Here is a 14,448-nt window from a genome sequence, read left to right as displayed (position 1 = left end):
TTTTTATTAAATAAATTAATGATATGTTTTTATTAATAAGCTTCAGCAATTAAATTAAAGAGACAGATAATAAATGGTGACTATTGCAACCTCCAGACTGACTTGCACGCAGATAGCGGAGAGCGACTGGACATTTTTCCGCGCGCTACAGCAAGAGCCGCAGGTGATGTATTACGTCGCGGATATGCCAACGGAGGAGGAGATACGTGCCGCTTTTGAATCCAGATTGCCGCTCTGGTCGCCCCACAGCCCTCACTGGTTGTGCCTTGTGGTTTCTGAAAAGACGACCGGAAAGAAGCTGGGCGTTACGGGCTATATCCATCGCGGCCCTGACTGTGCCGAGGTGGGTTTTCTCTTTGCGCCGGAAGCGCAGGGTCTGGGCTACGGGACAGAATCCCTGCGGGCCGTTTGTGATTATGCTTTCCGCGAGGGCGGGATTGAACGTCTGATTGCCACCGTCACCGCAGGGAATTTTGCTTCCCGCAGCGTGCTGGAAAAGGTGGGCTTCACCCTGGAGCAGGAGCTACACGAAAGCTATCGGCTGCGTAATCAACTGCATAACGACTGGCTGTTTGGGTTGATGCGTAACGCCTGAGGGCGTGCGCTTACCCGTTTCTTACCCCCCTCTCTAACCCTTTCCCCGCACAAAACGACAAATTTGTTAGCACGCTAACCCTATATTTTTTTTGTGATCGTTGTAACATTGTTTCGAAATTGTTGTAAAACGCCGTTTCAATTGTACATTTGTCTATGTCAGGGAAATCATGCTTAACAAAATAACAAGTATCATCATCGCGCTCATTGGGCTTGCGATGCTCTTTATGGGGGCGAAGCTGCTGCTGGTCGGCGGCTCGCCATTCTACGCCGTGATGGCGCTGGGGCTAATAGCCACTGCCGTTACGCTCTACCTGAACAAGCGGATCGCGCTTAGCCTCTATGCGGTGCTGATGTGGATTGTTCTGGTATGGATCATTTACGAAGTCGGATTTGATAAGTGGCAGTGGATCCCACGTGGCGATCTGATTGGCGTCATTGGTCTCTGGCTGGCGATGCCGTGGGTGGTTCGTCCGCTATTCCGCGCTAGCGGGGCAGGGGAGCGTCGCTTCCATCCTTTCCTCGGCGGTACCGTGGCGGTGATGATTGCCCTGGTAATCGGTCTCTGCTTCTACGATCCCTATCCGCAGGACGGCACCATGACTAACGCGCGTAACGCCTCCAGCGCCGACGTCGCGGAAAACAACTGGACCGCCTACGGTGGCACCACCAACGGCCTGCGTTTCTCTAAGCTCAACCAGATCAATAAAGATAATGCCAGCAATCTGGAAGTGGCCTGGACCTACCACACCGGGGATCTGCGCGAAAGTACAGACGCGACCGAGTACACCTTTGAGGCGACGCCGCTGAAGGTGAACAACGCACTCTACTTCTGTACGCCGCACAACGAAGTGCACGCTCTCGATCCGCAGACCGGGGCGCTTAAGTGGAAATACGTTCCTGAAAAGGATCGCTCCTACCTGCAACAGCACCAGACCTGCCGTGGCGTAAGCTACTATGACGGCAGCACAGCCCAGCAGACTGAATCTAACCCTGCTCCTGCAGCCTGTACTCGCCGCATCTTCAACGCGACTACCGACGCGAAGCTGGTGGCGCTGGATGCCGATACCGGTAAACCGTGCGCCGATTTCGGCACTAACGGCGTCGTCGATCTGCATGACAACATGGGTACCATTCGTCCGCACGCGCTGATGCAGACCGCCGCCCCGCTGGTGGCCGGTAAGCTGGTGATCCTCGGCGGCTCCGTGATGGACAACGGCTATAACACCGGTAACCCGTCGGGCGTGATCCGCGCCTTTGACGCCGTAACCGGCCGTCTGGTCTGGAACTTCGATCCGGCAAATCCTGAGAATACCCAGCCGATTGCCGCCGGGCAGACCTTCCCGCAGGATACCCCTGTGGCCTGGGCCACCCTCAGCGCCGATCTGAAAAACGGCCTGGTCTATGTGCCGTTTGGCAACGCCTCGCCGGATGAAGTTGGAACCCAGCGCGATCCGCAGAGCAACACGGAGAAATTCCGCGACACGCTGGTGGCGCTGGATCTCAACACCGGTGCGTTCAAGTGGCGCTTCCAGTCCTCTAAGCACGATCTGTGGGACCGCGACAACCCGTCCCAGCCGTCGCTGCTGGATATCGACTACCAGGGTAAAAAACAACCGGTCGTTATCCTGCCGACCAAAACCGGTAACCTGTTTGTGCTTAACCGTCTGACTGGCGAGCCTGTCTACCCGATTAACCAGCAGAAAGTGTCAACCGAAGGCGGCATCACCGGGGAGAACTTCTCACCGACTCAGCCGGTCTCCGCGCTGAACTTTATTCCCGATCCGCTGAGCGAAAAAGCGATGTGGGGGATCACGCCGTTCGATCAGATGGCCTGCCGCATCGATTTTAAATCGCTGCGCTACGACGGTAACCCATGGACGCCAGCCACCGAAGGCGGTTCGATTGTCTTCCCGGGTAACATCGGCGTGTTTAACTGGGGGTCAGTGGCTATCGATCCGGAGCGTCAGATCCTGATCGCTTCCCCGGTACGTCTGGCCTACAAATACAACCTGATCAAGCGTACTCCGCAAACCGAAGAAGAGCGTCTGTTTACCAAGGAGAACTCGCCGTACTGGAACGAGAACTTCCAGGGCACCTACGCGATCCACATTCAGCAGCTCTCTTCCGATCTGGGGATTCCCTGTATTGCTCCGCCGTGGGGCCGGATGGTGGGCGTCGATCTGACTACCGGTAAAACGGAGTGGATGCGTCGGGTCGGTACGACCAAAAACCTCAACACCACCTTCCTGCCTGGGCGTTTCCCAATCGGTTTCCCGATGGGGATGGTTGCTCATGGTGGTCCGCTGGTAACGGCGGGTGACGTGGTGTTCCATGGCGCAACGGCGGATAACTTCTTCCGCGCCTACGACATCAATACCGGTAAGCTGCTGTGGCAGACCGAGCTGCCAGCGGGCGGCCAGGCGACCCCGGCGACCTACCTGGGCAGCGATAACAAGCAGTACGTGGTTATTGCCGCGGGCGGTCACGGCTCGCTGGGCACCAAAGGCGGCGACGCCGTTGTTGCCTACCGTCTGAAGTAATCTCTTTACTCTTCCCTGCGGTCCACCAGGCCCGCAGGGAAGAGCTTTCCCTTCTGTAAATCTACATCTGCATTCAGTGCGTTATTACCCTGTTTTGTCTACGATTGCCTGTACCGTAACTAAAAAAGGGGTATTGCGCATGGCTTTACGTTCATTAGGCACGACGGGATTACACATTCCACCGCTGGTTTTTGGCGGTAACGTCTTTGGCTGGACCGTTGATGAGAAGCAGAGCTTTACTCTGCTGGATGCGCTGCTGGAGCGTGGTCTGACCGCTATCGACACCGCCGACGTCTACTCCGCCTGGGTGCCTGGCAACAAAGGCGGCGAATCCGAAACGATTCTCGGCAAGTGGTTTGCCGCCCACCCTGGCGTACGGGAAAAAATCACCCTGTTTACCAAAGTCGGCTCAGACCTTGGCGAGCCGGGGAAAAAAGGGCTGTCTGCCCGCTGGATCGAACAGGCGGTAGATGACTCCCTTAAACGGCTGCAAACGGATTATATCGATCTCTATTTTTCCCACTGGCCGGACGACAGCACGCCCTATGAGGAAACCCTCGGCGCGTATGAGAAGCTGCTGAAAGCCGGAAAGATCCGTGCCGTTGGCGCATCTAACCTCAATGGGGCACAGCTGGAGGCATCACTTAAGGCGGCCGATGCTAACGGCCTGCCGCGCTACCAGGTGCTACAGCCGGAGTATAACCTCTACGATCGCGACGGCTTTGAAGGCGATCTGCAGGAGCTGGTGGTTCGGGAGAACATCGGCGTGGTGACTTACTACAGTCTGGCCTCCGGCTTCCTCTCCGGGAAGTACCGCAGCGAGAAGGATCTGGGCCAAAGCCAGCGCGGCGAGGGCGTGGGTAAATACCTTAACCCGCGCGGCTACGCCATTCTGGAAGCGCTGGACAGCGTTGCGGAGAAGCACGGCGTGAAGCCCGCGCAGGTGGCGCTCGCCTGGCTGATTAGCCGTCCCGGCGTGACCGCACCTATCGCCAGCGCCACCAAAATCGAGCACGTTGATGGCTTTGTTGCGGCGATAAACCTTCAGCTTACGCCGGAAGATATCCTCGCCCTCGACAAGGCTGGTGCGTAACGCTTCTCTCGGCCCGGTGTTTATCACCGGGCGCTCTATTATTGCCGCGCTTCGCAAAAGCTAAGCCATTTAAATTCTTTGTCATTACCGCCGTTTTCTCACATCGTTTGCCTGTCTGACATCGGGGTAAGAGGTGGGGAAAAATGGCAAAAAGCACCGCTGGCTGGCTGCATGAAGAGCAGCGCGACTGGGTTCGGCAGCGTGCTCGCTCCTGGCTGTGGCGCAGCGAGCTGCCAACCTGGATTTTGATCGCGGTAATTTACGGCGGCTGGTTTGCCACGCTGGCGTTCTGGCAGACGCTGGGGCTGCTGCCCGCTACGCTGCTGCTGATCTGGTTCACCACCTGGTACATGTCGCTCCAGCATGAACTGATCCACCGCCACCCAACGCGCTATCCGCGGGTAAACCAGCTGCTGGGGCTGATGCCGCTGGCGATCTGGTATCCGTACGGTCTCTATCGGGATGCACATCTGGCGCATCACCGTACCCATCTGCTCACGCAGCCGGAGGACGATCCCGAGTCCTACTATATTCCCGAGTGGCGCTGGCGGCGCTATGCGCCCTGGCAGCGAAAACTTATTGGCCTGCGCAATACTTTTCCCGGTCGCCTGCTGCTGGCTCCGGCGCTGGATATCGTCCAGCTGCTGGGCGGCATGATGGCGTCGTTTCGCCGCCTCGATCGTCAGGCAATGGCGATGTGGATCGTGCACGGTGTTCTGCTGGCGTTGACCTTTACCTGGCTGCTGCGCTGCGAGTTCTCGATCCTCTACTTCGTGCTGGCGGTCAGCTATCCGGCGCTGGCCCTGACCAAGGTGCGATCCTTTCTTGAGCATCGGGCGGATAACGATCCGCTTGCCCGCTCGGTGATCAACGAGGCCTCGCTGCCGTGGCGGGTACTGTTTCTTAATCTGAACTACCATTCTGTGCATCACGATCTGCCGGGCGTACCCTGGTATGCATTACGCAAACTCTACCTGCGCGATCGGGCGAGCTATCAGCAGCGCAACGGCGGTTTTCTGGTGCGGGGCTATGGCGAATGGCTGCGGCACTTTTTATGGCGCTCGGTGAACGTTAATGCCCATCCCGGCTTTAACAAGGCGAACGGTAATGAGCAGTAAGATTGCGTTTCCAATGTATGATCTCTACCGCCCCGATAGCGAGGCGCTGATCCAGGCTATGCAGGATCTGCTGGCGGCAAGGGGCGTTGCCGTCACGCCGGTCTGGCCGCAGGAGGATCTGCTGACCCACTGGCAGAGCGACGATCTTCTGCTGAGTCAGGCCTGCGGCTATCCGCTGGTTACGCGGCTGACGGAGGTGCAGACGGTGGGCTGCTTTCACTATTTGGCTCCGGGTTGCGAAGGCATTCGCTACCGCAGCCTGCTGGTGGTGCGGCAGAGCGACAGGCATAAAACGCTGGCGGATTTTCGTGGCAGCCGCGCGGTCTGCAACGCACCCGACTCCCAGTCAGGCTACAACGTGTTTATGCAGATGGTCGCGCCGCTGGCACAGTCTGGAAACTTTTTTAATGACGTTATCTTCAGCGGCAGCCACCGCCAGTCGCTGGTTGAAATCGGCGAGGGCAGGGCGGACATTGCGGCCATCGACTGCGTTACCTTCGCTCTACTTCAGCGCCATGCGCCACAGTTAATCTCTGAGCTTGCCGTTATCGGGGCAAGCCCCGCCGCGCCCGGCCTGCCGTTGATTACCGCCAGAAACACGCCGCCGTCACGCATCGCGCTGCTGCGGGACGCGCTGCGCCAGCTGGTCAGCGACCCGGCGTATCGAACCCTTTGTACAGCGCTGTTTATCAGCGGCTTTAGCGACGTCTCGCGGCAGGACTATGCGCCAATCCTCTCTGGTGATTATCCACACCCATAAATAGTCCTTTCTATTTTCCACTATTTTTCAGTAATCAATTGCGCAGTACAGTTCATCCATGCCCTGACGATGCGGTGACGGGCAATCCCGATACTCACTATTAAACAGGTAAGGAACATTAAGATGAGCAAACAACTCGACGGTAAAATTGCGCTGGTCACCGGTGGTACAAGCGGCATTGGTCTGGCAACGGCACAGGTGCTGGCGGCTCAGGGAGCGCAGGTATTCATTACCGGACGTCGCCAGGCAGAGCTGGACGCGGCGGTGGATGCCATCGGCGCGGCAGCGACCGGCATTCGCGCCGATGCCTCTAAGCTGGCAGAGCTGGACGCGGTCTATGCCCAGATAGCTAAACAGGCCGGGCGGCTGGACATTCTGTTTGCCAACGCCGGGGGCGGCGACATGCAGCCGCTGGGGGCCATCAGCGAAGAGCATTTTGATCGTATCTTCGGCACGAACGTGCGCGGTGTAGTGTTCACAGTGCAGAAAGCGCTGCCGCTGCTGGTAGATGGCGCATCGGTAATTTTAACCGGCTCGACCACCTCGGTTAAGGGCACCGCCAGCTTCAGCGTCTACAGTGCCAGTAAGGCCGCCGTGCGCAACTTTGCCCGCTCGTGGGCGCTGGATCTGAAAGACCGTGGCATCCGCGTTAACGTGGTCAGCCCTGGCCCTGTTCGTACCCCGGGCCTCGGTGAGCTGGTGCCTGATGAGCATCGCCAGGGGCTGTTTGACGCCCTCGCCGCACAGGTGCCGCTGGGTCGTCTGGGCGAGCCGGAAGAGATTGGTAAGGTGGTGGCGTTTCTTGGATCCGATGCGGCCAGCTTTATCAACGGCGCAGAGCTGTTCGTTGATGGCGGTATGGCGCAGATCTAAAGAGTACGCGTCTCATACTACGAACAATGTAAAACTACTTCAGAACCTGGCGAGAGCTATCCGCGCGGTCTACGGTTAAGTGACACTACAAGACAATACAGCGGGTAACCTTGCAATGGTGAGTGGCAGTAAAGCGGTCGTTTCGCCCCAGCGCGAAATTGAAGTAATGAGACAATCCATTGATGAACACCTGGCTGGCCTGTTACCTGAAACCGACAGCCAGGATGTCGTCAGCATTGCAATGCGTGAAGGGGTCATGGCACCAGGCAAACGGATCCGTCCGCTGCTGATGCTGCTGGCCGCCCACGATCTCCGTTATCAAGGCAGTATGTCCACGCTGCTCGATCTCGCCTGTGCCGTTGAACTGACCCATACCGCGTCGCTGATGCTCGACGACATGCCCTGCATGGATAACGCCGAGCTGCGCCGTGGTCAGCCTACCACTCATAAAAAATTTGGCGAAAGCGTGGCAATCCTTGCTTCCGTTGGGCTGCTCTCCAAAGCCTTTGGCCTGATCGCCGCCACCGGCGATCTGCCGGGGGAGAGGCGCGCCCAGGCGGTCAACGAGCTTTCTACTGCCGTCGGCGTGCAGGGCCTGGTGCTGGGACAGTTTCGCGATCTTAACGATGCTGACCTGGACCGTACCCCTGATGCCATCCTCAGCACCAACCACCTGAAAACCGGCATTCTGTTCAGCGCGATGCTGCAAATCATCGCCATCGCCGCTGCGTCGCCTGAGAGCACGCGGCAGACGCTGCACGCCTTCGCACTCGACTTCGGCCAGGCCTTCCAGCTGCTGGACGATCTGCGTGACGACCATCCGGCAACCGGCAAGGATCGCAACAAGGACGCCGGTAAATCAACGCTGGTGAATCGGCTGGGCGCGGATGCGGCCCGGCAAAAGCTGCGCGAGCATATTGATTCCGCCGACAGACACCTCACCTTTGCCTGTCCGCAGGGCGGGGCCATCCGACAGTTTATGCATCTGTGGTTTGGTCATCACCTTGCCGACTGGTCACCGGTCATGAAAATCGCCTGATACCGCCCTTCGGTTCAAGCCGCACTCAACTATGGAACCACATTACAGGAGTAATGATGAATGAAGGACGAGCGCCTTGTTCAGCGTAAAAACGATCATCTGGATATCGTCCTCGACCCCCGTCGCGCCGTAACCCAGGCCAGCGCAGGCTTTGAGCGCTGGCGCTTTACCCATTGCGCCCTGCCGGAGCTGGATTTCAACGACATTACGCTGGAAACAACCTTCCTCAATCGACAGCTACAGGCTCCGCTGCTGATCAGCTCCATGACCGGCGGCGTCGAGCGCTCACGCCATATTAACCGTCACCTTGCCGAGGCGGCGCAGGCGCTGAAGATTGCGATGGGGGTTGGCTCCCAGCGCGTCGCCATCGAGAGCGACGCCGGGCTTGGGCTGGATAAAACCCTGCGTCAGCTGGCACCCGACGTACCGCTGCTGGCAAACCTTGGCGCGGCACAGCTGGCGGGCAAAAAAGGTATCGACTACGCCCGCCGCGCCGTAGAGATGATTGAGGCGGATGCCCTGATTGTGCACCTCAACCCGCTGCAGGAGGCGCTACAGCCCGGCGGCGATCGCGACTGGCGCGGACGGCTGGCGGCTATTGAAACCCTGGTCCGTGAACTGCCCGTTCCGCTGGTGGTGAAAGAGGTGGGGGCAGGGATCTCCCGCACGGTAGCCGGGCAGCTGGTGGATGTCGGCGTTGCCGTGATTGACGTCGCAGGCGCAGGCGGCACAAGCTGGGCCGCCGTCGAGGGCGAGAGGGCGGCGACTGCGCAGCAGCGCAGCGTAGCCAACGTCTTTGCCGACTGGGGGATCCCCACCGCCGAAGCGCTGGTTGAGATCGCCGACGCCTGGCCGCAGGTGCCCATTATTGCTTCCGGCGGCATTAAAAACGGCGTCGATGCGGCGAAAGCGCTGCGGCTCGGGGCCTGCATGGTGGGGCAGGCCGCCGCCGTGCTCGGCAGCGCGGGCATCTCTACGGAGAAGGTGATCGATCACTTCAACGTCATTATTGAACAGCTGCGGGTCGCCTGCTTCTGCACCGGCAGCAGCAGCCTCTACGATCTGAAGCAGGCGGATATCCGCTATTTGCGGGATGCGCCATGAGCCATTTTGCCATCGTGGCACCGCCGCTCTACAGCCACGCGGTGGCGCTGCATGCCCTGGCGCTGGAGCTGGCCCGGCGCGGCCACCGGCTGACCTTTCTTACCGGCAACGTCGCCTCGCTGGCAGAGCAGGAAACGGAGCAGGTTGATTTCTATCCGCTTCCCGCCAGCGTGCAGCAGGCCCAGCGTAGCGTCCAGCAGCAGAGCAACGGTAACCTGCTGCGGCTGATTGCCGCTATGTCATCCCTGACCGACGTGCTCTGTCAGCAGCTGCCCACTATTCTGCAGCGGCTGGCGGTGGACGCGGTGATTGTCGATGAGATGGAGCCTGCCGGCAGCCTGGTCGCTGAGGCGCTGGGGCTGCCGTTTATCTCTATCGCCTGTGCGCTGCCTGTCAACCGCGAGCCGGGCCTACCGCTGCCGGTGATGCCGTTTCACTACGCCGAGGATAAGAAAGCCCTGCGGCGTTTTCAGGTCAGCGAACGTATCTACGATACCCTGATGTACCCGCACGGGCAGACGATCCTGCGCCACGCCCAGCGCTTTGGTTTGCCGGAGCGCAGGCGTCTCGACGAGTGCCTCTCGCCGCTGGCGCAGATCAGCCAGTCGGTGTCGGCCCTCGACTTTCCGCGCCGGGCGCTGCCGGACTGTTTCCACTACGTGGGGGCGCTGCGTTACCAGCCGCCACTACAGATAGACCGCTTTCCGCGCAGCACGCCAAGGATTTTCGCTTCGCTGGGTACCCTTCAGGGCCATCGTCTGCGTCTGTTCCGTAAGATCGCCCGGGCCTGCGCCAGCGTGGGGGCGGAGGTAACTATTGCCCATTGCGACGGCCTGACGCCTGCCCAGGCCGACTCGCTCTATGCATGCGGCGCTACCGAAGTGGCCAGCTTTGTCGATCAGCCGCGCTACGTTGCGGAGTCAGATCTGGTGATCACCCATGGCGGTCTCAATACCGTGCTGGATGCGCTGGCCGCCGCCACGCCGGTGCTGGCCGTGCCGCTCTCTTTCGACCAGCCCGCCGTGGCTGCCCGACTGGTCTATAACGGGTTAGGCCGCCGGGTATCACGCTTTGCCAGACAGCAGACCCTGGCGGATGAGATTACCCAGCTGCTGCGGGACGAGACCCTGCATCAACGTCTGGCGACGGCCCGCCAGCAGCTTAACGACGCCGGAGGCACTCTGCGTGCGGCGACCTTAATTGAACAGGCTATGACAGGGAGCAAAAGCGTATCGTGAGGGATCTGATTTTAGTCGGCGGCGGGCTGGCCAACGGGCTGATCGCCTGGCGTCTGCGCCAGCGCTACCCGCAGCTCAACGTACTGCTGATCGAGGCTGGGGATCAGATTGGCGGGAACCACACCTGGTCATTCCACGAGGACGATCTCACCCCCGAACAGCACGCCTGGCTGGCTCCGCTGGTTGCTCACGCCTGGTCAGGCTATGAGGTGCAGTTTCCCCATCTCAGCCGTCGCCTCGCGCGCGGTTACTACTCCATTACGTCAGAGAGCTTTGCCGAGGCCCTGCATCAGGCGCTGGGGGAGAACATCTGGCGTAGCTGTCCGGTGAGCGAGGTCTTACCCAACAGCGTGCGTCTTGCCAGCGGCGAGGCGCTGCTTGCCGGGGCGGTGATTGATGGCCGTGGCGTGACTGCCCATCCGGCAATGCAGACCGGCTACCAGCTTTTTCTCGGCCAGCAGTGGCGGCTGCGCCAGCCCCACGGCCTGACCGTACCGATCCTGATGGATGCCACGGTGGAGCAGCAGCAGGGCTACCGCTTTGTCTACACTTTGCCGCTCTCTGCCGACACGCTGCTGATTGAGGACACGCGCTACGCCAACGCCCCGCAGCTCGATAGCGATACCCTGCGCCAGACGATTACCGACTATGCTCACAGCAAGGGGTGGCAGCTGGATCAGCTTGAGCGCGAAGAGTCCGGCTGCCTGCCGATTACCCTGGCGGGCGACATGCATGCGCTGTGGGCCGATGGGGCGGGCGTGCCGCGCTCGGGAATGCGGGCGGGGCTATTTCATCCCACCACCGGCTACTCACTGCCGCTGGCGGTCGCTCTGGCTGACGAGATCGCTGACAGCCCGCGGCTGAGTAGCGTCCCGCTCTATCAGCTCACCCGACAGTTTGCCGAACGCCACTGGCGCAGGCAGGGATTTTTCCGCTTGCTAAACCGGATGCTTTTTCTGGCGGGACGCGAGGAGAACCGCTGGCGGGTAATGCAGCGCTTTTACGGGCTGCCGGAGCCGACCGTAGGCCGCTTTTACGCCGGTCGGCTCTCGCTATTTGATAAGGCCCGCATTTTGACGGGCAAGCCGCCGGTTCCGCTGGGGGAGGCCTGGCGGGCGGCGCTGAACCATTTCCCTGACAGGCGAGAAAAAGGATGAAGAAAACCGTTGTGATTGGCGCAGGCTTTGGTGGCCTGGCGCTGGCGATCCGCCTGCAGGCGGCAGGGATCTCAACCGTGCTGCTGGAGCAGCGGGACAAGCCTGGCGGTCGGGCCTACGTCTGGCATGATCAGGGCTTTACCTTTGATGCCGGGCCGACGGTGATCACCGATCCCACCGCGCTTGAGGCGCTGTTTACCCTGGCCGGCAGACGGATTGAGGATTACGTCAGGCTGCTGCCGGTGAAGCCCTTCTACCGCCTCTGCTGGGAAACCGGAAAAACGCTGGACTACGCTAACGACAGCGCCGAGCTTGAGGCGCAGATTACTCAGTTTAACCCCCGCGATGTCGAAGGCTACCGGCGCTTCCTGGCTTATTCCCAGGCGGTGTTCCAGGAGGGCTATCTGCGGCTGGGCAGCGTGCCGTTTCTCTCGTTTCGCGACATGCTGCGCGCCGGGCCGCAGCTGCTTAAGCTTCAGGCGTGGCAGAGCGTCTACCAGTCGGTCTCGCGCTTTATTGAGGATGAGCATCTGCGGCAGGCGTTTTCGTTCCACTCCCTGCTGGTGGGCGGCAACCCCTTTACCACCTCGTCCATCTACACGTTGATCCACGCCCTTGAACGGGAGTGGGGCGTCTGGTTCCCAGAAGGCGGCACCGGGGCGCTGGTCAACGGCATGGTGAAACTGTTTACCGATCTCGGCGGAGAGATCGAGCTGAACGCCCGGGTTGAAGAGCTGGTGGCAAAAGATAACCGTATCAGCCAGGTGCGGCTGGCGGATGGCCGCACCTTTGATGCCGATGCCGTAGCCTCAAACGCTGACGTGGTGAATACCTATAAAAAGCTGCTCGGCCACCATCCGGTGGGGCAGAAGCGGGCGGCAGCGCTGGAGCGCAAGAGCATGAGCAACTCGCTGTTTGTGCTCTACTTCGGTCTGAACCAGCCCCATCCGCAGCTGGCGCACCATACCATCTGCTTTGGCCCGCGCTACCGGGAGCTGATTGACGATATCTTTACCGGTAGCGCGCTGGCGGATGACTTCTCGCTCTACCTGCACTCGCCCTGCGTGACCGATCCCTCGCTTGCTCCTCCCGGCTGCGCCAGCTTCTACGTGCTGGCCCCGGTGCCGCATCTCGGCAACGCACCGCTGGACTGGGCGCAGGAGGGACCGAAGCTGCGCGACCGCATCTTTGACTACCTTGAAGAGCGCTACATGCCTGGCCTGCGTAGCCAGCTGGTGACCCAGCGTATCTTTACCCCGGCGGATTTCCACGACACGCTGGATGCGCACTTAGGTTCGGCCTTCTCCATCGAGCCGCTGCTCACCCAAAGCGCCTGGTTCCGGCCCCATAATCGCGACAGCGATATCGCTAATCTGTACCTGGTCGGCGCTGGCACCCATCCTGGGGCGGGCATTCCCGGCGTGGTGGCCTCGGCGAAAGCCACCGCCAGCCTGATGATTGAGGATCTGCAATGAGCCAACCGCCGCTGCTTGACCACGCCACGCAGACCATGGCCAACGGCTCGAAGAGCTTTGCCACCGCCGCGAAGCTGTTTGATCCGGCTACCCGGCGTAGCGTGCTGATGCTCTACACCTGGTGCCGCCACTGCGATGACGTTATTGATGACCAGACCCACGGCTTTGCCAGCGAGGCCGCGGCAGAAGAGGAGGCGACGCAGCGCCTGGCCCGGCTGCGCAAGCTGACCCTGGCGGCGTTTGAGGGGGCGGAGATGCAGGATCCCGCCTTTGCTGCTTTTCAGGAGGTAGCGCTGACCCACGGCATTACGCCCCGCATGGCGCTCGATCACCTCGATGGGTTTGCGATGGATGTGGCGCAGACCCGCTATATCACCTTTGAGGATACGCTGCGCTACTGCTATCACGTGGCGGGCGTGGTGGGTCTGATGATGGCCAGGGTGATGGGCGTGCGGGATGAGCGGGTTCTGGATCGCGCCTGCGATCTGGGGCTGGCTTTTCAGCTGACGAATATCGCCCGGGATATTATTGACGATGCGGCCATTGACCGCTGTTATCTGCCCGCCGAGTGGCTACACGATGCCGGGCTGACCCAGGAGAACTATGCCGCACGGGAGAACCGGGCGGCGCTGGCGCGGGTGGCGGAGCGGCTCATTGATGCCGCCGAGCCGTACTACATCTCCTCGCAGGCCGGGCTGCACGATCTGTCCCCCCGCTGTGCCTGGGCGATCGCCACCGCCCGCAGCGTCTATCGGGAGATCGGTATCAAAGTAAAAGCGGCGGGAGGTAGCGCCTGGGATCGCCGCCAGCACACCGGGAAAGGTGAAAAAATCGCGATGCTGATGGCGGCGCCGGGGCAGGTTATTCGTGCGAAGATGACGAGGGTGACGCCGCGTCCGGCTGGTCTTTGGCAGCGCCCCGTTTAGGCGGGCGGCCATGACGCTTGCGCAGGATCGCCTGTAGGTCGGCAGGCTTGCGGGCGTAAATAAAGCCGAAGGAGACGCAGCCCTCCCGGCCGCGCACCGCATGGTGCAGGCGGTGGGCAACGTAAAGCCGCTTCAGGTAGCCCCGGCGCGGGATCCAGTGGAAGGGCCAGCGCTGGTGCACCAGACCGTCGTGCACCAGGAAGTAGAGCAGGCCGTAGACCGTCATGCCGCAGCCAATCCACTGCAGGGGCCAGATCCCCGCCGTGCCCGCGGCGATCAGCGCGATGGCCACCCCGGCGAAGATCACCGCAAAGAGATCGTTCAGCTCAAACACTCCCTTGCGCGGGGTGTGGTGCGACTCATGCCAGCGCCATCCCCAGCCGTGCATAATGTAGCGGTGGGTGAATGCGGCGATGCCCTCCATCGCAATAACGCTCAAGATGACGATCAGACTATTTACTAGCATAGCGGTGCGCGCTCCTGCGACTCAGACTGGCTTAATCAAAACCCTTAGCCTCTAAGCATAGT

13 protein-coding genes are annotated in these 14,448 nt (G+C 60.5%); 12 read left to right on the top strand and 1 reads right to left on the bottom strand.

Annotated features, from left to right (window positions below; all coding sequences use genetic code 11):
- The first annotated feature begins 73 nt into the window (after positions 1 to 73).
- The 12 genes from RTN40_RS07045 to crtB all read left to right on the top strand — a co-directional run bounded on the left by RTN40_RS07045 (position 74) and on the right by crtB (position 13,920).
- Complete coding sequence (locus tag RTN40_RS07045; protein ID WP_312227841.1) at positions 74 to 595, top strand: GNAT family N-acetyltransferase; 522 nt, start codon at positions 74 to 76, stop codon at positions 593 to 595.
- 169 nt (positions 596 to 764) lie between these two features.
- A complete protein-coding gene (locus RTN40_RS07040; protein WP_312227840.1) occupies positions 765 to 3,137 on the top strand; it encodes a membrane-bound PQQ-dependent dehydrogenase, glucose/quinate/shikimate family in 2,373 nt (790 codons plus the stop codon).
- Positions 3,138 to 3,276: 139 nt separating this feature from the next.
- On the top strand, positions 3,277 to 4,230 hold the full coding sequence (locus RTN40_RS07035) for an aldo/keto reductase (RefSeq protein WP_312227839.1): 954 nt from the start codon (positions 3,277 to 3,279) through the stop codon (positions 4,228 to 4,230).
- Positions 4,231 to 4,373: 143 nt separating this feature from the next.
- Positions 4,374 to 5,348, top strand: coding sequence for a fatty acid desaturase (locus RTN40_RS07030; protein ID WP_312227838.1), 975 nt, complete (start codon positions 4,374 to 4,376; stop codon positions 5,346 to 5,348).
- Positions 5,338 to 6,108 (top strand): PhnD/SsuA/transferrin family substrate-binding protein, encoded by a 771-nt coding sequence (locus RTN40_RS07025; RefSeq protein WP_312227837.1) that lies wholly within the window; start codon positions 5,338 to 5,340, stop codon positions 6,106 to 6,108. The genes RTN40_RS07030 and RTN40_RS07025 overlap by 11 nt, the downstream gene beginning before the upstream one ends.
- Before the next feature lie 123 nt (positions 6,109 to 6,231).
- Positions 6,232 to 6,981 (top strand): SDR family oxidoreductase, encoded by a 750-nt coding sequence (locus tag RTN40_RS07020; protein WP_312227836.1) that lies wholly within the window; start codon positions 6,232 to 6,234, stop codon positions 6,979 to 6,981.
- Positions 6,982 to 7,147: 166 nt separating this feature from the next.
- Positions 7,148 to 8,020 carry a polyprenyl synthetase family protein gene (locus tag RTN40_RS07015; protein WP_312227835.1) on the top strand — a complete coding sequence of 291 codons (873 nt, stop codon included), beginning with the start codon at positions 7,148 to 7,150 and terminating at the stop codon, positions 8,018 to 8,020.
- Between the two features lie 60 nt (positions 8,021 to 8,080).
- The gene (gene fni, locus RTN40_RS07010) at positions 8,081 to 9,124 is read left to right on the top strand and encodes a type 2 isopentenyl-diphosphate Delta-isomerase (RefSeq protein ID WP_312227834.1); all 1,044 of its coding nucleotides are present in this window, start codon (positions 8,081 to 8,083) and stop codon (positions 9,122 to 9,124) included.
- Positions 9,121 to 10,362, top strand: coding sequence for a glycosyltransferase (locus RTN40_RS07005; protein ID WP_312227833.1), 1,242 nt, complete (start codon positions 9,121 to 9,123; stop codon positions 10,360 to 10,362). The genes fni and RTN40_RS07005 overlap by 4 nt, the downstream gene beginning before the upstream one ends.
- Positions 10,359 to 11,519 carry a lycopene beta-cyclase CrtY gene (crtY, locus tag RTN40_RS07000; RefSeq protein ID WP_409418515.1) on the top strand — a complete coding sequence of 387 codons (1,161 nt, stop codon included), beginning with the start codon at positions 10,359 to 10,361 and terminating at the stop codon, positions 11,517 to 11,519. The genes RTN40_RS07005 and crtY overlap by 4 nt, the downstream gene beginning before the upstream one ends.
- Positions 11,516 to 12,994, top strand: a complete 1,479-nt coding sequence (locus RTN40_RS06995) for a phytoene desaturase (protein WP_312227832.1) — start codon at positions 11,516 to 11,518, stop codon at positions 12,992 to 12,994. Before crtY ends, RTN40_RS06995 begins: the two co-directional genes overlap by 4 nt.
- A complete protein-coding gene (crtB, locus tag RTN40_RS06990; protein WP_312227831.1) occupies positions 12,991 to 13,920 on the top strand; it encodes a 15-cis-phytoene synthase CrtB in 930 nt (309 codons plus the stop codon). Before RTN40_RS06995 ends, crtB begins: the two co-directional genes overlap by 4 nt.
- Here the strand turns inward: crtB and RTN40_RS06985 are convergent.
- Positions 13,856 to 14,386 (bottom strand): sterol desaturase family protein, encoded by a 531-nt coding sequence (locus tag RTN40_RS06985; protein ID WP_312227830.1) that lies wholly within the window; start codon positions 14,384 to 14,386, stop codon positions 13,856 to 13,858. The two genes, crtB and RTN40_RS06985, sit on opposite strands and share 65 nt — an antisense overlap.
- Between the last annotated feature and the right edge of the window lie 62 nt (positions 14,387 to 14,448).

The sequence above is a fragment of the Pseudescherichia sp. genome, assembly GCF_031987975.1.
In the GTDB taxonomy this organism is placed as follows: domain Bacteria; phylum Pseudomonadota; class Gammaproteobacteria; order Enterobacterales; family Enterobacteriaceae; genus Pseudescherichia.
This window is presented reverse-complemented; position numbering and strand designations above follow the sequence as displayed.